General features: G+C 68.8%; 19 protein-coding genes and 1 tRNA gene. 10 read left to right on the forward strand and 10 right to left on the reverse strand.

The features are described 5' to 3' along the window. Window positions 1–12: 12 nt before the first annotated feature. The 4 genes from marP to nth form a co-directional block, all read right to left on the reverse strand. Window positions 13–1,206: an acid resistance serine protease MarP gene (gene marP / locus AC5Y31_RS08490; protein WP_065024583.1), complete on the reverse strand. Its 1,194-nt coding sequence runs from the start codon at window positions 1,204–1,206 to the stop codon at window positions 13–15. After that, entirely contained in the window at window positions 1,203–1,895 is a 693-nt protein-coding gene (locus AC5Y31_RS08495) for an NUDIX hydrolase (RefSeq protein WP_234787396.1), read from the reverse strand. Before AC5Y31_RS08495 ends, marP begins: the two co-directional genes overlap by 4 nt. A 106-nt stretch (window positions 1,896–2,001) precedes the next feature. Next, entirely contained in the window at window positions 2,002–2,622 is a 621-nt protein-coding gene (locus AC5Y31_RS08500) for a TlpA family protein disulfide reductase (protein WP_499979573.1), read from the reverse strand. 22 nt (window positions 2,623–2,644) lie between these two features. Next, window positions 2,645–3,325: an endonuclease III gene (nth, locus tag AC5Y31_RS08505; RefSeq protein ID WP_499979772.1), complete on the reverse strand. Its 681-nt coding sequence runs from the start codon at window positions 3,323–3,325 to the stop codon at window positions 2,645–2,647. A 132-nt stretch (window positions 3,326–3,457) separates the two neighbouring features. On the opposite strand from nth, the gene AC5Y31_RS08510 reads away from it, so the two are divergent. Then, window positions 3,458–3,598, forward strand: a complete 141-nt coding sequence (locus AC5Y31_RS08510) for a hypothetical protein (RefSeq protein ID WP_165606145.1) — start codon at window positions 3,458–3,460, stop codon at window positions 3,596–3,598. Window positions 3,599–3,703: 105 nt separating this feature from the next. Next, complete coding sequence (crp, locus tag AC5Y31_RS08515) at window positions 3,704–4,378, forward strand: cAMP-activated global transcriptional regulator CRP (protein ID WP_013830875.1); 675 nt, start codon at window positions 3,704–3,706, stop codon at window positions 4,376–4,378. A 96-nt stretch (window positions 4,379–4,474) separates the two neighbouring features. On the opposite strand, the gene AC5Y31_RS08520 is transcribed toward crp, so the two are convergent. The 3 genes from AC5Y31_RS08520 to sp36 are packed head-to-tail and all read right to left on the reverse strand — an operon-like array spanning window position 4,475 to window position 5,870. Further along, the gene (locus AC5Y31_RS08520) at window positions 4,475–5,254 is read right to left on the reverse strand and encodes an MBL fold metallo-hydrolase (protein ID WP_499979574.1); all 780 of its coding nucleotides are present in this window, start codon (window positions 5,252–5,254) and stop codon (window positions 4,475–4,477) included. 2 nt (window positions 5,255–5,256) lie between these two features. Further along, window positions 5,257–5,712, reverse strand: coding sequence for a RidA family protein (locus tag AC5Y31_RS08525; RefSeq protein ID WP_499979576.1), 456 nt, complete (start codon window positions 5,710–5,712; stop codon window positions 5,257–5,259). After that, window positions 5,709–5,870, reverse strand: coding sequence for a Sp36 family protein (gene sp36 / locus AC5Y31_RS08530; protein ID WP_019737648.1), 162 nt, complete (start codon window positions 5,868–5,870; stop codon window positions 5,709–5,711). The genes AC5Y31_RS08525 and sp36 overlap by 4 nt, the downstream gene beginning before the upstream one ends. Before the next feature lie 47 nt (window positions 5,871–5,917). Between sp36 and bagA the strand changes: the two genes are divergently transcribed. Together bagA and bagB are read left to right on the forward strand one after the other, a co-directional pair. Further along, complete coding sequence (gene bagA, locus AC5Y31_RS08535) at window positions 5,918–6,940, forward strand: ATPase BagA (protein WP_065024577.1); 1,023 nt, start codon at window positions 5,918–5,920, stop codon at window positions 6,938–6,940. Further along, window positions 6,937–8,079 carry an ATPase BagB gene (gene bagB / locus AC5Y31_RS08540; protein WP_065024576.1) on the forward strand — a complete coding sequence of 381 codons (1,143 nt, stop codon included), beginning with the start codon at window positions 6,937–6,939 and terminating at the stop codon, window positions 8,077–8,079. The genes bagA and bagB overlap by 4 nt, the downstream gene beginning before the upstream one ends. Window positions 8,080–8,091: 12 nt before the next feature. Here bagB and AC5Y31_RS08545 read toward each other — a convergent pair whose 3' ends face one another. Further along, window positions 8,092–8,463, reverse strand: coding sequence for a WhiB family transcriptional regulator (locus tag AC5Y31_RS08545; RefSeq protein ID WP_065024575.1), 372 nt, complete (start codon window positions 8,461–8,463; stop codon window positions 8,092–8,094). A 332-nt stretch (window positions 8,464–8,795) separates the two neighbouring features. On the opposite strand from AC5Y31_RS08545, the gene ponA2 reads away from it, so the two are divergent. From ponA2 to AC5Y31_RS08570, 5 genes are all read left to right on the forward strand, one after another. Then, the gene (gene ponA2 / locus AC5Y31_RS08550; protein WP_065024574.1) at window positions 8,796–11,210 is read left to right on the forward strand and encodes a transglycosylase/D,D-transpeptidase PonA2; all 2,415 of its coding nucleotides are present in this window, start codon (window positions 8,796–8,798) and stop codon (window positions 11,208–11,210) included. Window positions 11,211–11,248: 38 nt separating this feature from the next. Beyond that, window positions 11,249–12,214, forward strand: a complete 966-nt coding sequence (locus tag AC5Y31_RS08555) for a metallophosphoesterase (protein WP_065024573.1) — start codon at window positions 11,249–11,251, stop codon at window positions 12,212–12,214. Then, entirely contained in the window at window positions 12,211–13,317 is a 1,107-nt protein-coding gene (gene cds1 / locus AC5Y31_RS08560) for an L-cysteine desulfhydrase Cds1 (RefSeq protein WP_065024572.1), read from the forward strand. Before AC5Y31_RS08555 ends, cds1 begins: the two co-directional genes overlap by 4 nt. A gap of 360 nt (window positions 13,318–13,677) precedes the next feature. Continuing rightward, window positions 13,678–13,751: transfer RNA gene (locus AC5Y31_RS08565), tRNA-Pro, on the forward strand. 180 nt (window positions 13,752–13,931) lie between these two features. Continuing rightward, window positions 13,932–14,189, forward strand: a complete 258-nt coding sequence (locus AC5Y31_RS08570; RefSeq protein ID WP_065024571.1) for a DUF3297 family protein — start codon at window positions 13,932–13,934, stop codon at window positions 14,187–14,189. Window positions 14,190–14,415: 226 nt separating this feature from the next. On the opposite strand, the gene AC5Y31_RS08575 is transcribed toward AC5Y31_RS08570, so the two are convergent. Beyond that, window positions 14,416–16,218 (reverse strand): glycoside hydrolase family 15 protein, encoded by a 1,803-nt coding sequence (locus AC5Y31_RS08575; RefSeq protein ID WP_499979583.1) that lies wholly within the window; start codon window positions 16,216–16,218, stop codon window positions 14,416–14,418. A gap of 6 nt (window positions 16,219–16,224) precedes the next feature. Further along, a complete protein-coding gene (locus AC5Y31_RS08580) occupies window positions 16,225–16,689 on the reverse strand; it encodes a GatB/YqeY domain-containing protein (protein ID WP_065024569.1) in 465 nt (154 codons plus the stop codon). Between the two features lie 25 nt (window positions 16,690–16,714). On the opposite strand from AC5Y31_RS08580, the gene AC5Y31_RS08585 reads away from it, so the two are divergent. Further along, entirely contained in the window at window positions 16,715–17,935 is a 1,221-nt protein-coding gene (locus tag AC5Y31_RS08585) for a DUF7847 domain-containing protein (protein WP_499979586.1), read from the forward strand. Window positions 17,936–17,937 lie beyond the last annotated feature (2 nt).

The raw sequence follows: 17,937 nt of genomic DNA on the forward strand, positions 1-17,937 counted from the left end.
CCATCGGCACAGTTACTCTCCGCCGACGCAGGTCTGGGTCGAGACCGGTGCGGTGTCGCCGATCCGGGCGAGTTGGTTGGCCACCTCTTCGGCGGTCATCACGAAGCCGGTGTCGGCGTCGTCAACGGCCGCGCCGAACACCACGCCGAGTACCCGGCCGTCCATGTCGATCATCGGCCCGCCGGAATTGCCTTGCTGCACAGTGCCTCTGATCGTGTAGACCCGGCGGGTGACGGTCGCGCTGCGGTAAATGTCGGGCCCTTCGAGGTTGATGATGTCGCGCACCCGGGCCGGGGTCGCCTCGAAGACCCCGCCGCCGGGGTAGCCCAGCACCAGTGCGTCGGTGTCGGGTTCGGCCGGCGAGGAGGCGAACGCCAACGGCGGCAACGGCAGATCCGGCACGGCCAGAATCGAGATGTCTTCCTTGGGGTCGAAGGAGATCACTGTGGCGTCATACGATTTGGTGCCACTTTCCACGGTGACGCTGTCCGAGCCGGCGACCACGTGCGCATTCGTCATCACCCGGTTGGGCGAGATCACAAAACCGGTGCCCTCCAACACTTTCTGGCAGTTGGGCGCCACACCGCGGATCCGCAGCACGCTCGGCGAGGTGGTCTCGACGACCGGGCTCGCGGCCAGTCCGGGGTCCGGCGCATCCACGGAGGCGATCGGGGTGCGGCTGAACGGTTCCAGCACGGCCGGCAGCCCGGAGTCGTCGAGCACCGCCGACAACCGTCGCGGCACGTTCTTGAGCCAGCCCGGCGCGATATCGTCGACCTGACGCAGGACTCGTGAGTCGTTGACCGCGGCAGCCAGATTCGGCTGATCGGAGGCGGTCAGCGGGGTGGCCAGCAACCAGGCCGCGATCAGCACCACCACCAACTGCAGCGCCACGCCGATGATCGAGTCCACGCCCCGGACCCCGGGGCTGCGGATCGCTCCGCGCACCGCCCGGCCCAACACCACCCCGGCGACCTCGCCGATCACAACCATGGCCAGGATCAGAAACAGTGCGGCGAACAGTTTCAGCCGGGCACCGGCGACGTGCTCGATCAGGTGCGGGGCCAGCAGCACCCCGGCCATCGCGCCGAGCGCCACGCCGACGAAGGACAGCAGCGAGCCGAGCGCGCCGGAGCGCCAGCCGGACACTGCGGCAACGAAGGCGATCGCCAGCACGGCGATGTCCAGCCACTGCGACGACGTCATATCCCAGTCATCCCCGTTCCACCAGGTTCTCCTCCAAGCAGAGCCATGGCCTCGTCCAGCCCGCGCACCTCGGTGTGGTCCCAGGGCTGCGCCCAGCCGGCCACGTCCAACATCGCCGAGATCACCTGGGCGGTGAAGCCCCAGACCAGCATCTCGTTGAGCCGGAACGCCGGCATGGCCCATCGCCGGCTGCGCGCATCACGGTAAACCATCAACCGGTTCTCGGGGTTGATGAATGCCCGGACCGGAACCCGGGCCACCACAGCGGTCTCGGCCGGGTCCACCACGCTCACCGGCCCGGGATCTTCGGAGTAGGCCAGCACCGGCACCACCTGGAATCCCGAGGGGGCGATGAAGATCTTCTCCAGCACCACCAGCGGGTGCACCCGGCCCGGGTCGATTCCGGTCTCCTCGTTGGCCTCTCGCAGCGCGGTGGCCACCGGGCCGGAGTCGCCGGGATCGACTGCCCCGCCCGGGAATGCGGCCTGCCCGGCGTGATGGCGAAGTGTCGAGGCGCGCACCGTGACCAGCAGGTCGGCCGAATCAATGCCGCTATCCGACGGCGGGCCGGAGAACAGCACCAGCACCGCTGCGTCGCGGCCGTGCCCGGTCACGCGGGCCTTGGCGCTGGCCGCGGTGACCATCGCGCGGACGTCGGCGGGCAGCCGGTGCAGATAGGCCTTCGGCATCTTCTCGACGTTGTCGACCAGCGGGTGCAGCCAGGACGGGGGCGACGGCCGCGATTCGCCAGCGCTCACCGCGTCTCCCTCTGTGCCGGATCCTGGCCGCCCCACGTCAGCGCCCGCTGCCCTCCACGGCGGCGGCGATCTCCTCGGCGGTGGCGAAGGACTGCGGCAGGATGCGGGCAACGCTACCGTCCGCGGCCAGCACCACGGTCGCGGGCATCACGTTGGGCACCCGCAACGCCGCCGCCACCTGACGGCGGCCGTCCTGCAGGGTGGGCAGCCGCACGCCCAGCTCGGTGAGCAGCGCCAACCCGGCAGTCTGGTTGTCATCCTGGTGCACGGTCACCACCGTCACGTCCGGCCCGGCACGGCGCTGGTATTCGGCGAGCGCGGGCAACTCCTCGCGGCACGGCCGGCACCAGTACGCCCACAGGTTCAGCACCACCCGCCGGCCGGCGACCATCGCCGCCACGTCGACGGGCGCACCGTCGGCTGCGCATTCGACGGTGACGTCGCGCAGGGCGGCCGGGCCGGCGCCGTCCGGGCCGACCCGGCAGGGCGGCAGGCCGGCACGTTTGCGCAGGTTGTCGAGGTCAGGTCCGGCCGCGGGTACCGGCGAGCTGCGGCCCGGCTGGACCGGCTCGCGGCGCAGTTCGGTCACCAGCCCGGCGAGCAGCGCGGCCGTCACCGCCAGGACCGCCACCACCGTCACGGTCCACCCGGTTCTCATCGGCCTCATCCGCGCGAGGCCGCTACAGCCCGGCCAGGGCCAGCAGGTGCTCGGTCTCGGGGCCTTTGACCAGCACGGCGGCCTCCATCGGATCGGTGGGCCCGAGCCCGAATGAGGGGCAGTCCTTGGCCAGCACGCAGACGCCGCAGGCCGGTTTGCGAGAGTGACAGACCCGCCGGCCGTGGAAGATCACCCGGTGCGACAGCAACGTCCATTCCTTGCGTTCGATCAGCTCACCGACGGCGTGCTCGACTTTGACCGGGTCCTCCTCGCGGGTCCAGTCCCACCGCCGCACCAGACGCCCGAAGTGGGTGTCGACGGTGATGCCCGGTACCCCGAACGCGTTGCCCAGGATTACGTTGGCGGTCTTGCGCCCCACGCCGGGAAGACGCACCAATTCGTCCATGGTGGCGGGCAGCTCACCGTCGTACCGCTCGACGAGCGCCTGACCGAGGTTGATCAACGACGTCGTCTTGTTGCGGTAGAAACCGGTAGGCCGGATGAACTCTTCCAACTCGGCACGGTCGGCCTGGGCGTAGTCCAGCGCGGTCGGGTACCGGGCGAACAGCGTCGGGGTCGTGAGGTTGACCCGCACGTCGGTGCATTGGGCCGACAACACCGTGGCTACGGCCAGTTCCAGCGGCGTGGTGAAGTCCAATTCGCAGTGGGCATCCGGAAACGCCTGCGCCAGAGAGCGATTCATCCGCCGAGCGCGTCGCACCAGCCCGGTTCGGGTCTCGTTGCGCGACGCTCGGGAGTCTTTGTCCACTGTCACCTCCGACAGGGTACTAATTTGTGACCGCAATGAGACCTTGCCCAGGTTTACTGTCACCTTGTGTCCTGGCTGCTGATCACCGCCATACCTGCGTTGCTGATGCTGGCAGCGGTGGGGCTGGAGCGCATTGAGACCGGGTTGAGCCAGGTGGAGACGACGAATCCGCAGTTTCCCCGGACTCGGCGCGCCAATCGTGTGTAGCGTTGGCACGTCTCTTGCCGCCTAGCCGTAGACTCAGATGGCTAGTCGGCTAGAGGCTGGCGCTTGCGCGATTCACATTTTCATCAAGAGCACTTAAGGGGCAACGTGGACGAGATCCTGGCGAGGGCCGGAATCTTCCAGGGAGTTGAGCCCAGCGCCGTCGCCGCGCTGACCAAGCAGCTTCAGCCCGTGGACTTTCCGCGCGGACATACCGTGTTCGCCGAAGGAGAGCCCGGCGATCGGCTGTACATCATCGTCTCCGGGAAAGTGAAGATCGGCCGCCGGTCGCCGGATGGCCGGGAGAACCTCCTGACCATCATGGGCCCGTCGGACATGTTCGGTGAGTTGTCGATCTTCGACCCGGGCCCGCGGACCTCGAGCGCGACCACCATCACCGAGGTGCGGGCGGTCTCGATGGACCGCGACGCGCTGCGGTCGTGGATCTCCGATCGGCCCGAGATCGCCGAGCAGCTGCTGCGGGTGTTGGCCCGCCGGCTGCGCCGCACCAACAACAACCTGGCGGACCTGATCTTCACCGACGTGCCCGGCCGGGTCGCCAAGCAGCTGCTGCAGCTGGCGCAGCGGTTCGGCACCCAGGAAGGTGGGGCCCTGCGGGTCACCCACGACCTGACCCAGGAAGAGATCGCCCAGCTGGTCGGGGCCTCCCGGGAGACGGTGAACAAGGCGCTGGCCGACTTCGCCCACCGCGGCTGGATCCGGCTCGAGGGCAAGAGCGTACTGATCTCCGACTCCGAGCGGCTGGCCCGCCGCGCGCGCTAACTCTCCCCCGAGCAGACGCGAAAGCCCCCAATTGCGGCAAGAAAAGGGGGCCTACGCTGGGGGCACCTCCCGCTTGCGGGGGACTGTTCGCGGTGACTAGGTAGCCCGCAGGTAGTTCAGTTGGGCCTGCACCGACCACTCGGCGGCGCCCCACAACTCCTCGTCGACGTCGGTGTAGACGTGTTCGACGACCTGGCGTGCGGTGGCGTCGTCTCCGAGCGCGGCCAACGCCGAGCGCACCTGGTCGAGGCGTTGCTCGCGATGCGCCAGGTATCCCGCGGCCACGGCGTCGATATTCGCCAGCTCCGGTCCGTGCCCGGGTAGCACCGTCCGCCCGCCCAGCCCGCGCAGCCGCTGCAGCGAGTCCAGGTAGTGCGCCAGGTCGCCGTCCTCGGTGTCGATCACGGTGGTGCCGCGGCCCAGCACGGTGTCGGCGGTCAAAACGGCGTCATCCAGCACGAACGACAGCGAGTCGGCGGTGTGGCCCGGGGTGGCGAACACCGTGATGCGCAGCCCGGCCGCGTCGATCACCTGTCCGTCGGACAGGCCGCCGCCGAGCCGGCGCTGAAACCCGCTGCCGGCCGAATACACCGGCACCCCGACCGCGTCGGCCAGCTTGTCGATGGCATCGGTGTGGTCGAAGTGCCGGTGGCTGATCAGCACCAGCGCGATCTTGCCGACCTCGGCGAGCCGGCTGATGTGTTCGTCGTCGTCGGGGCCGGGGTCGACGATCACCACTTCGTTACTGCGCGGACCCCGCAGCACCCAGGTGTTGGTGCCCTCCAGGGCCATCAGGCCGGGGTTGTCGGCCAGCAGCACCGACGCGGTCTCGGTGACCGGCCGCAGCTGCCCGTAGGCGGGATGAGTCGGTGACACGCCTAGCCGACTTCCAATATCAACTCCACCTCTACCGGGGCATCCAGCGGCAGCTGCGATACCCCGACGGCCGAGCGGGCATGCGCGCCGGCGTCGCCGAAGACCTCGCCCAGTAGCTCGGAGGCGCCGTTGATCACCCCGGGCTGGCCGTTGAAGGTCGGGCCGGAGGCGACGAACCCGACCACCTTGACCACCCGGGTCACCGAGTCGAGCCCGACCAGGGCGTCCACCGCGGCCAGTGCGTTCAGGGCGCAGATCCGGGCTAGCGCATACCCGTCCTCCGGGCTGACCTCAGCGCCCACCTTGCCGGTGCGGGCCAGTTTGCCGTTGTGCATCGGCAGCTGACCGGAGGTGTAGACCAGGTCGCCGGTCCGCACCGCGGGCACGTACGCGGCCAACGGCGCGGCTGTCTCGGGCAGCTCGATCCCGAGTTCGGTCAACCGGGCCCGCCAGCTCATTTCGGTCGCTTCAAGAAGGCGATGAGCTGCTCACCGGACGGCCCGGGAAGCACGGTGACCAACTCCCAGCCGTCCTCGCCCCACTGATCGAGGATCTGCTTGGTGGCGTGCGTGATCAACGGGACGTTGGCGTACTCCCACACGGTGCGTTCGCTCATGGGAGCGAGCTTATCGCTAGCACCCACAAGCGCTTGGTTAGCATGCAGTGGTGACAGCCACACCCAGCGGCGAGACCGCCATCGGCTGGCCTTCGCGTTTATCCAAGGCCCGGCTGCATTTCGTGACCGGCAAAGGCGGCACCGGCAAAACGACGGTGGCGGCCGCGCTGGCGCTATCGCTGGCGGCCGGCGGACGTCGGGTGCTGCTGGTGGAAGTCGAAGAGCGACAAGGCATTGCGCAGCTTTTCGACGTACCGCCACTGCCCATTGCCCCACTCAAGGTCGCGACCGCCGAGGACGGCGGACAGGTCGACGCGCTGGCGATGGACATCGAAGCCGCGTTCCTGGAATACCTCGACTTGTTCTACAACCTGGGTATCGCCGGACGGGCGATGCGCCGCGTGGGGGCCGTCGAGTTCGCCACCACCATCGCACCGGGCCTGCGGGACGTCATCCTCACCGGCAAGATCAAATACCACGTGATCCAGACCGACAAGAACAAGAAGCCGGTCTACGACGCGATCGTGGTCGACGCGCCGCCCACCGGCCGCATCGCCCGGTTCCTCGACGTCACCAAGGCCGTCTCACAGCTGGCCAAGGGCGGCCCGGTGCATTCGCAGGCCGACGGTGTCGTGAAGCTGCTGCACTCGGATCAGACCGCGATCCACCTGGTGACGCTGCTGGAGTCCCTGCCGATGCAGGAGACCCTGGAGGCCATCGACGAACTGCGGGAACTGGACCTGCCGATCGGCAGCGTGATCGTCAACCGCGACATTCCCGCCCACCTGGACCCCGCCGACCTGACCAAGGCCGCCGAAGGGGTCGTCGATGCCGACGCCGTGCGGGCCGGCCTGTCCGCGGCCGGGATCACCCTGGACGACGACGATTTCGCCGGCCTGCTGACCGAGACCATCCAGCACGCCACCCGCATTTCTGCCCGCACTGAAACAGCCGAGCAGTTGAAGCAACTGGACGTGCCGCGCCTGCATCTGCCGACGATCACCGACGGGGTCGACCTCGGCAGCCTCTATGAGCTCTCCGAGATCCTCGCCCGACAGGGGGTTCGATGACACCCGACCCGGCCGGCAAGCCGCTGGCACTGGACATGGCCGCAATCCTGGCCGACACCGCCAACCGCGTGGTGGTGTGTTGCGGCGCCGGCGGCGTCGGCAAGACGACCACCGCCGCCGCGATGGCGCTGCGGGCCGCCGAATACGGCCGCAGCGTGGTGGTGCTGACCATCGACCCGGCCCGGCGGCTGGCGCAGGCCATGGGTATCGACGCCCTGGGCAACACCCCGCAGCGGGTGCCGCTGGGTCCGGAGGTGTCCGGCGAACTGCACGCGATGATGCTCGACATGCGTCGCACGTTCGACGAGATGGTGACGCAGTACTCCGGCCCGGAGCGGGCGGAGGCCATCTTGAACAACCAGTTCTATCAAACGGTGGCCACTTCGCTGTCCGGCACGCAGGAATACATGGCCATGGAGAAACTCGGCCAGCTGCTCGCCGAGGACCGCTGGGATCTGGTGGTGGTCGACACCCCGCCGTCGCGTAACGCCCTGGACTTCCTGGACGCGCCGAAGCGCCTGGGCAGTTTCATGGACAGCCGGTTGTGGAAGCTGCTGCTGGGTCCCGGTCGCGGCTTCGGCAAGTTGGTCGCCGGCGCGCTGGGCTTGGCGATGAAGGCGCTGTCGACCGTGCTGGGCTCGCAAATGCTTTCCGACGCGGCCGGTTTCGTCCAATCCTTGGACGCCACGTTCGGCGGTTTCCGGGAGAAGGCGGATCGCACCTACGAACTGCTCAAGCGCCGTGGCACCCAGTTCGTGGTGGTGTCGGCCGCGGAGCCCGATGCGTTGCGCGAGGCGTCGTTCTTCGTCGACCGGCTCGCCGGCGAGCACATGCCGCTGGCCGGGCTGATCCTCAACCGGACCCATCCGATGCTGTGCGAGCTGCCCATCGAGCGCGCCATCGACGGTATCGAGACGTTGCAGGAAGCCAACGCCAACGAAGGGGCCAATGCGCTCGCCATCGCTGCCCTGCGGATTCACGCCGAGCGCGGCGCCACCGCCAAGCGTGAGGTCCGGCTGCTGTCGCGCTTCACCCGGGCGAACCCGCGCGTGCCCATCGTCGGGGTTCCGTCACTGCCGTTCGATGTCTCCGACCTGGAGGCACTGAGCGCGATCGCCGACCAGCTGACGGCGAAGTAGCCGTTCGGCGGTTCAGCCGGCGTCGCGCTGTTTGCGCTGGGCGGCGAAGTACTCCCGCCAGGAGGTGACCTCGGGGTGCTGTTTGAGCAGCGCCCGGCGTTGCCGCTCGGTCATGCCGCCCCACACGCCGAACTCGACCCGGTTGTCCAGGGCGTCGGCGAGGCATTCGAGTACCACCGGGCAGTGCCGGCAGATCACCGCCGCCTTGCGCTGCGCGGCACCACGTACGAAGAGTTCATCGGGGTCAGCGCCCCGGCAGAGCGCCTTGGAGACCCAGGCGATCCTGCCCTCGTCCTGAACACCGCGGAGGACGGTTCGGGGAGGCTGGGAAGGTGCAGCCACTGGTGTGCTGGTCTTTTGAACCGCTGGCCGTGTAAGAGACACTGACGATCCTCCGTCCCGGCCGCCCCGGCAGCCACCTATTCAACATCAACGTCGACCGCTAGTGCGATCTACGCCACATCGTGTCATCAGTGTTACCTGAATCGCACTCGATGTCCAAGTTAGGTGGTCAGGTGGCATCTGCGCAACTGGTAGATGCCCCCTTTTTTGGGACAACCGTGCCGTCCGATCATGATCTACGCGGCCACGAGCCGCTGCGGACGCGGTCGACCCGGCCTTTTCTGACGTCGGCGGCAATTCAGCGGATCCGGCCGTTCGGGTTCTGCTGGGGACTTCGGTGAGCGCCACCGGCTACCGGCGTTAGGGTGTTAGCCATGTCGGAGCGTCCCCCGACCGGCCCCACCGTGCTCAAACTGGCCGGGTGTTGTTTGCTGGCCGCCGTGCTGATGGCGGCCTTGCTGTTCCCGGTCGCGGGCGGTATCGGCCTGATCTCCAACCGGGCCTCCGACGTGGTGGCCAACGGATCGGCCCAACTGGTCAGCGGTGAGGTGCCGGCGGTGTCGACGATGGTCGACGCCAAGGGCAACACGATCGCGTGGTTGTACTCGCAGCGCCGCTTCGAGGTTCCCAGCGACAAGATCGCCGACACCATGAAGCTGGCGATCGTCTCGATCGAGGACAAGCGGTTCGCCGAGCACAGCGGCGTCGACTGGAAGGGCACGTTGACCGGGCTGGCCGGCTACGCCTCCGGGGACATCGACACCCGCGGCGGGTCCACCCTCGAGCAGCAGTACATCAAGAACTACCAGCTGCTGGTGCTGGCCCAGACCGATGCCGAGAAGCGCGCCGCGGTCGAGACCACCCCGGCGCGCAAGCTGCGCGAGATCCGGATGGCGCTCACCCTGGACCGCACCTTCAGCAAGCCGCAGATCCTGACCCGCTACCTGAACCTGGTGTCGTTCGGCAACAACTCGTTCGGCATCCAGGATGCGGCCCAGACCTATTTCGGCGTCGACGCCTCGGATCTGAACTGGCAGCAGGCGGCGCTGCTGGCCGGGATGGTGCAGTCGACCAGCGCGCTGAACCCCTACACCAATCCCGAGGGGGCTCTGGCACGGCGGAACCTGGTGCTGGACACCATGATCGAGAATCTGCCCGACCAGGCCGACGCGCTGCGGGCGGCCAAGGAGGAGCCGCTGGGCATCCTGCCGCAACCCAACGAGTTGCCGCGAGGCTGCATCGCAGCCGGCGACCGGGCCTTCTTCTGCGACTACGTGCAGGAGTACCTGACCCGGGCCGGCATCAGCAAAGAACAGGTGGCCCGCGGCGGCTACGTCATCCGCACCACGCTGGACCCCGACGTGCAGGGCCCGGTCAAGCAGGCGATCGACAATTTCGCCAACCCGAACGTGCAGGGCGTCGCGAGCGTGATGAGTGTGATCAAGCCCGGCAGCGACGCACACCCGGTGTTGGCGATGGCCAGCAACCGCACCTACGGGCTCAACGGTGAGATCGGCGAAACCATGCGGCCGCAACCGTTCTCATTGGTCGGTGACGGTGCCGGGTCGATCTTCAAGACCTTCACGGTGGCCGCCGCGCTGGAGATGGGCATGGGCATCAGCGCCGACCTGGAGGTGCCGGGCCGGTTCCAGACCAAGGGCATGGGCAGCGGCGGCGCCAAGGGCTGCCCGAAGGAGACCTGGTGCGTGGTCAACGTCGCCCCCTACCGGTCGCCGATGAACGTCACCACCGCGCTGGCCACCTCGCCCAACACCGCGTTCGCCAAGCTCATCTCCCAGGTCGGGGTGGGCCGCACCGTCGACATGGCGATCAAGCTGGGGCTGCGTTCCTACGCCGATCCCGGCACCGCCCGCGACTACGATCCGGACAGCAACGAGAGCCTGGCCGACTTCGTCAAACGACAGAACCTGGGGTCGTTCACCCTGGGCCCGATCGAGGTCAACGCGTTGGAGCTGTCCAATGTCGCCGCCACCCTGGCCTCCGGCGGCGTGTGGTGCCCGCCGAATCCGATCGACAAGGTCTTCGACCGCAACGGCAACGAGGTGGCCGTGGCCACCGAGACCTGCGACCGGGTGATTCCCGAGGGGCTGGCGAACACCCTGGCCAACGCGTTGAGTAAAGACATCGCCGGCGGCGGCACGGCGTCGCCCGCGGCCGGCTCGGTGGGCTGGGACCTGCCCATGTCGGGCAAGACCGGCACCACCGAGGCGCACCGGTCCTCGGGCTTCCTGGGCTTCACCAACCGCTACGCGGCGGCCAACTACATCTTCGACGACTCCAGCTCGCCGTCGGACCTGTGTTCGTTCCCGCTGCGGCACTGCGGTGACGGCGATCTGTACGGCGGCAACGAGCCGGCCCGCACCTGGTTCGCCGCGATGAAGCCGATCGCCACCGACTTCGGCGACGTCGTGATGCCGCCGACCGACCCGCGCTACGTCGATGGCGGACCCAACTCCCGGGTGCCCAGCGTCGTCGGCCTGGAGGTCGACGCCGCGCGGGCACGACTCAAAGAGGTCGGCTTCCAGGTCGCCGACCAGCCGAACTGGGTCAACAGCAGCGCCCGCTCCGGAGCGGTGGTCGGCACCTCGCCGAACGGCCAGACCATCCCCGGATCCATCATCACCATCGAGGTGAGCAACGGCATCCCGCCGCCACCACCGCCGCCGCCGGAGGGCATGCCGCCGCCGGTGGGCTCGACGGTGGTGGAGATTCCGGGGCTGCCGCCGATCACCATTCCGCTGCTGCCGCCTCCCGCGCCGCCGCCATAGGCGCGGGAGGGCTGCCGCGGCGCAGTAGGCTGGCGTTCATGGCTGCATCACCCGCCCTGACCCGGTCACTGGTCGCCGCATCGGCTGCGCTCGGGCCGGCGGCCCTGGCGATCGGCTACGGCGCGATCATCGAACGCAACGCCTTTGTGGTGCGCGAGGCGACGCTGCCGGTGCTGACGCCGGGCTCGTCGCCGCTGCGGGTGCTGCACATCAGCGACATCCACATGCGGCCCGGCCAGCGCCGCAAACAGGCGTGGCTGCGCGAGTTGGTGCGTCTGGAACCGGACCTGGTGGTCAACACCGGCGACAACCTGGCCCACCCGAAGGCGGTGCCGGCCGTGGTGCAGGCCCTGGGCGATCTGCTGTCGGTGCCGGGGGTGTTCGTGTTCGGCAGCAACGACTACTTCGGGCCGCGGCCGAAGAACCCGGCGAAATACCTGACCAAGCCGACGCATCGCATCTACGGCACCCCGCTGCCGTGGCAGGACCTGCGGGCGGCGTTCACCGAACGCGGCTGGCTGGACCTGACCCACAACCGTCGCGAATTCGACGTGGCCGGTCAGCGGATCGCCGCGGCCGGGGTTGATGACCCGCACATCGAACGCGACCGCTACGACACCATCGCCGGCCCGGCCGACCCGACCGCCAATTTGCGGCTCGGGCTGACCCACTCGCCGGAGCCGCGGGTGCTGGACCGGTTCGCCGGCGACGGCTACCAGCTGGTGATGGCCGGCCACACCCACGGCGGGCAGCTGTGCGTGCCGCTCTACGGCGCGCTGGTGACCAACTGCGGCCTGGACCGCTCGCGGGTCAAGGGGCCCTCCCAGTGGGGCGCCCAGATGCGGCTGCACGTCTCGGCGGGAATCGGCACCTCGCCGTTCGCGCCGGTGCGGTTCGCCTGCCGTCCGGAGGCCACCCTGCTGACTCTGGTCCCCGCGCCGACCGGCGGCGACGACGCACGCCTGACCCGCGGATCCACGCAGCCGTCCATATCGGCCAGTTGACCACCCGGATCGCCAACCGCGGCCATCCCCGCCGCTGGGCCGACAACGCGATCCGGCTGATCGAGGCCGACGCGCGGCGCAGCGCCGACACCCACCTGCTGCGCTACCCGCTGCCCTCGGCGTGGGCCGCCGATGCCGATGTCGCGCTGTACCTCAAAGACGAGACCACCCACATCACCGGAAGCCTCAAGCACCGGCTGGCCCGTTCGCTGTTCCTCTACGGGCTGTGCAACGGCCGGATCGCCGAGGGCACCACGGTGGTGGAGGCGTCGTCGGGGTCCACGGCGGTGTCCGAGGCCTACTTCGCCGCCCTGCTGGGCCTGCCGTTCGTCGCGGTGATGCCGAGCTCGACCAGCGCGTCCAAAGTGGCGTTGATCGAGGCGCAGGGCGGGCGGTGCCATTTTGTGGAGCATTCCGCCGACGTCTACGCCGAAGCCGAGCGGATCGCCGCCGACACCGGCGGGCACTACCTGGATCAGTTCACCAACGCCGAGCGGGCCACCGACTGGCGCGGCAACAACAACATCGCCGAGTCGATCTTCTCCCAGCTGCGCGAGGAAGCCCATCCGATTCCGGAGTGGATCGTGGTCGGGGCGGGCACCGGCGGCACCAGTGCGACGATCGGGCGCTACATCCGGTATCGCCGGCACGCCACCCGGCTGTGCGTGGTCGACCCGGAGCATTCGGCGTTCTACCCGGCCTACGAGCAGTGCCGGTATGACCTGGTGATCGAGGAGTCGTCGCGCATCGAGGGCATCGGGCGGCCGCGGGTGGAGCCGTCGTTCCTACCCGATGTGGTGGATCGGATGGTGGCGGTGCCCGATGCGGCGTCGGTGGCCGCGGCGCGGCACGTCAGCGCGGTGCTGGGCCGGCGGGTGGGCGCCTCGACGGGAACCAATGTGTGGGGCGCGTTCGGGTTGCTGGCCGAAATGGTCGCCGACGGGCGCAGCGGGTCGGTGGTGACGCTGCTGGCCGACAGCGGTGACCGCTACGCCGACACCTACTTCTGCGACGACTGGGTGGCACAGCAGGGGCTGGACCCGACCGGTCCTGCTGCGGTGCTGGCCGAGTTCGAGCGGTCCTGCCGCTTCGCGTTCGCCTGAGCGTCGGGGTTGGTGGCTACCAGCCACAGCGCCGCCAGTGCGAAGAAACCGGCATACACCGCTCCGCCCAACAGCGTCATGATCTGGCTCCTTCGCTAGACGTTATTAGCCAGTCTGCCTAGTTTTGGCCGCGTTTGCAGCTCCCCACGCCGGTTTGTGGGGCGTTTCATGCTGGTGGCGGCGGGGTGACCTGCGCCGCTGGGGAGCCCGGCACGTCGAGTGTGCGTTTTGGTCAGCAGAACGGCGATTTTGCCTGCCAAACCGCACACTCGTGACGTGCTCATCTCTCGCGCCGGGGCAGGACGGGCAGCGCGTTTGGGTCGCTGCGGGGGCGGTGCGATACGCTGTCGTGGCTTCACACGGGGTGTGGCGCAGCTTGGTAGCGTGCTTCGTTCGGGACGAAGAGGTCGTGGGTTCGAATCCCGCCACCCCGACTCATTTTGTTGCAGCCAGACGGCTCTGACCGGTCAATCCGGTCGGGGCCGTTTCGCGTCGTGGTCCGGGCGTCGGGCGCGGCCTGCCTAGGCCTACGCGGAACCCGCTACTACAGGCTCGCGTAGGTTCTTGGAGAATCAAATCCGAGAACTCAACGCAGCATCCCAACGAAAGCCATCATGTCCGAGGATCAGAACACAGACGTTCCACCGAATCACCTCTCCATCGATCCGCGCAGCGCCTTCTATAGCGAAGAGGTGCTCCGCCGCGACGTGGGGATTCGCTTCAACGGCGTCGAGAAAACCAATGTGCACGAATACAACGTGGCCGAGGGTTGGGTGCGTGTGGAAGTCCCTACCGCCAAGGATCGCCGCGGCAATCCGATGGTCGTCAAGCTCAGCGGCACGGTTGAACCGTATTTCCGCCCAGCAGAATAGCGGGCGCCCCTTGGGTTACCGGCCCGGCTCTGACCGGTCAATCCGGTCGGGGCCTTTTTCCGTTACGAGGCCTACCCTGGCGTTGTGATGGACGTACTGCCGTGGGCGGTTCCGATCGTCGCGATCCTGGTCATCGTGACGATCCTGATCGCGCTCTCGGCGCATTTCAACCACGACTGAGCAGGCGTGGCCCCAGCGACATCGATGCGGGAACTCCCCCGGACCGCTAGTGGTTTCGCGTCCGCGTCGTCTCCCCGCTGAGCCCTCGGGCGGTGTTGACCAGCCCCACCATCGAGAATGCCTGCGGGGTGTTGCCGACCTGCCGGCGCGCGGCGGTGTCGTACTCCTCGCTGAGCAGCCCGACGTCGTTGCGCAGGCCCAGCAGTCGCTCGAACAGCGCCCGGGCCTCGTCGCGGCGGCCGATGCCGTGCAGCGCATCGGCCAGCCAGAACGTGCACACCAAGAACGCGCCCTCGGTGCCGGGTAGCCCGTCGACGTCGCCGTCGGAATCGGAGTCCTCGGTGTCATAGCGCCGCAAGAAGCCGTCGCTGGACAGCTCGCGCTGCACCGCGTCGACGGTTCCGACCACCCGCGGGTCGTCCCACGGCAGGAATCCCACCCGGGGAATCAGCAGCAGCGCCGAATCCAGGCCGGCCGAGCCGTAGGACTGGGTGAACGTGCCCCGCTCGGTATCGAAGCCGTGCTCGCAGACGTCGGCGTGGATGGTCTCGGCCAGCGCCCGCCACGCCTCGACCGGGCCTTCCCGGCCGTGGGCCTGCACCGCGTGCACCGCTCGGTCCACGCCCGCCCAGGCCATCACCTTCGAATGCACGAAATGCCGTTGCGGGCCCCGCACTTCCCACAGGCTGGCGTCGGGCCGGTCCCAGTTGCCCTCGAGGAAATCCAGCAGCGCGCGTTGGATGTCCCAGGCGGTGTCCTCGCATTCCAGACCGGAATCCAGCGCCAGGTTCAGCCCGTCGAGCACCTCGCCCCACACGTCGAGCTGGAACTGGCCCGCGGCACCGTTGCCCACCCGCACCGGCGCCGAACCCTCGTAGCCCGACAGCCAATCCAGCGTCTGCTCCGGCAGCCGGCGGGTGCCGTCCAGGCCATACATGATCTGCAGCTTGGCCGGGTCGCCGGCCACCGCGCGCACCAGCCATTCCCGCCAGGCCTTGGCCTCGGCGACGTAGCCGGTGCCCAGCAGCGCCTGCAGGGTGAAGGTGGCATCCCGCAACCAGCAATAGCGGTAATCCCAATTCCGCACCCCGCCAAGGCATTCCGGCAGTGACGTGGTGGCGGCGGCGACGATACCGCCGGTGGGGGCGTAGGTCAGCGCCTTGAGGGTGATCACCGCACGGCGCACCGCATCGGACCACTGGCCGCGATACGAGCACTGGTCGATCCAGTTCTGCCAGAACGAGATGGTTTTCCCCAGCGCGCGCATGGCCTCCGAACGCGCGGCGTCGGGCAGCAGGTGCGACGCCACGTGGGTCAGCACGAACGGCACCTTCTCCCCGGCGGACACCTCGAATTCCGCTACCGTCGTGAGGTTTTCACCCCGCATGGTGACCGGGCTGGTCAGACAGACCGTGTCCGGTCCGGCGACCGCGATCAGCCCGTCGTCGCTGCGGCGCATCCAGGGCACCACATTGCCGTAGTCGAAACGGATCGCCAGATCCATCCGCATCGGCACCCGCCCGGACACGCCTTCGACGATCCGGACCACGTCGGCGGACTTACCCCGCGGCGGCATGAAGTCGGTGATGCGCACCGTGCCGCCGTCGGTGTCCCATTCACTGTCGACGATCAAGGTGTCGCCGCGGTAGCCGCGCCGGGTGGCCGGGCCGCCGGCCGCCGGTGCGAGGCGCCAATAGCCGGCGGACTCGTCGTGCAGCAACGCGGCAAAACAGGCCGGTGAGTCGAACCGCGGCAGGCACAGCCAGTCGATGCTGCCGTCACGGCCCAGCAGTGCCGCGGTGTGCAGGTCACCCAGCAGCGCGTAGTCCTCGATCGGCGCCGACCCCATCGGCGACTAGAGGCGGTCCTTGACCGCGGCCGACAGTCGGGAACCGTCGGCCTTGCCCGCCGCGATCTCGGTGGCGGCCTTCATCACCAGACCCATGTGCTTCATGTGCGGGCGCTCGCCGATCTGCTCGGCCACCTGCGCCAGCGCGGTGTCGACGACGTCGGCCAGTTCGGCCTCGCTGAGCGGTTCGGGCAGATACTCGGCGATGATCCGGGCCTCGGCGTGTTCTTCGGCGGCGAGCTCACCGCGGCTGTTCTGGGTGTAGATCTCCGCCGACTCCGCCCGCTTGCGGGCCTCGCGATTCAGCACCTTGAGCACCTCGTCGTCGGTCAGCTCACGGGCCTGCTTGCCCGAGACCTCTTCGGACTGGATAGCGGCCAGCAGCATTCGTAGGGTCGCGGTGCGCAGCTTGTCCTGCGCCTTCATCGCTTCGGTCAGGTCCGCCCGCAACTGCGATTTGAGTTCCGCCATGCCGCATAACGCTACGCTCAGCCCCATGGTGAATCCGCCGCCCGGCTACCCCGGCCCTGGTTTTCCTCCGCCCGGTTACGGGCCGCCGCCACCGGGTTGGGGTCCGCCCCCGGGTTATGGGCCACCGCCGCCGGGCTACGGCCCGCCACCGGGTTATGGTCCCCCGCCTCCCGGGTATGGGCCGCCGCCGGGCTACGGCCCGCCACCGGGTTACGGCCCGCCGCCGGGTTACGGTCCCCCGCCGGGTTACGGGCCGGGTTATCCGCAGCCTGAGCTCAAACCCGGTGTGATCCCGCTGCGCCCGCTCAGCCTGACCGACATCTACAACGGCGCCGTCGGCTACGTCCGGGCCAACCCCGCCGTCGTGCTCGGGCTGACCGCGATCGTCGTGGTAGCCACCCAGATCATCAGCGGAGTCGCGCTGGTCGGCCTGCTGCGGGCGGTCGGGCCGGCGCATGCCGGGCCGTCGGCCAGCGAGATCTCCGGGGGCGACGTCGCGGCCTGGATGATCGCGTTCGCCGGCGCCGGCATCGCGACCGCCCTGGGCACCATCGTGCTGACCGGCATGCTGACCGCCGTCGTCGGGCGCTCGGTGTTCGGCTCACCGATCACCGTCGGGGAAGCCTGGGCGATCGTCCGCACCCGTTTTGCGGCATTGATCGGCCTGACCGCCCTGATCGGGCTGGCGGCGGCGGTGTTGTTCGGTTTCGTCGCGTTCGTCGTCGCGATCGCCGGTGGTGCCGGCGGCAGCGGGGCCGCCGTCTTGGTCGGCCTACCGCTGGTGCTGGCGTTGATCGCGGCGTGTGGCTACGGCTATGCGGTCTTGGTGTTCGCGCCGACGGTGATCGTGCTGGAGCGTCAACCGGTGTTCGAGGCGATGCGCCGCTCGTTCGCCCTGGTGCGCAACAGTTTCTGGCGGGTGTTGGGCATCATGATCCTGACCGCGCTGATCGCCTCGCTGATCAGCAGCGCGGTGGCGTTCCCGTTCAACATCGCCGGGATGGCGGTCAGCCACGGCGCCGACGCGCTGACCGGCTCGGCGCAGCTGGGCCTGTTGTCCCGGATCGGTTCGATCATCGGCCAGATCATCGTGCTGCCGTTCACCGCCGGCGTGGCGGTGCTGCTCTACACCGATCGCCGGATCCGCTCCGAGGCGTTCGACCTGGTGCTGCGGACCGGCGTGACGAGCGGGCCGTATGCCGGCGGGTCGACCGATCAGCTGTGGCTGACCCGGCCGCCGGGGTGAGG

The organism is Mycobacterium sp. NGS18, from assembly GCF_059813185.1.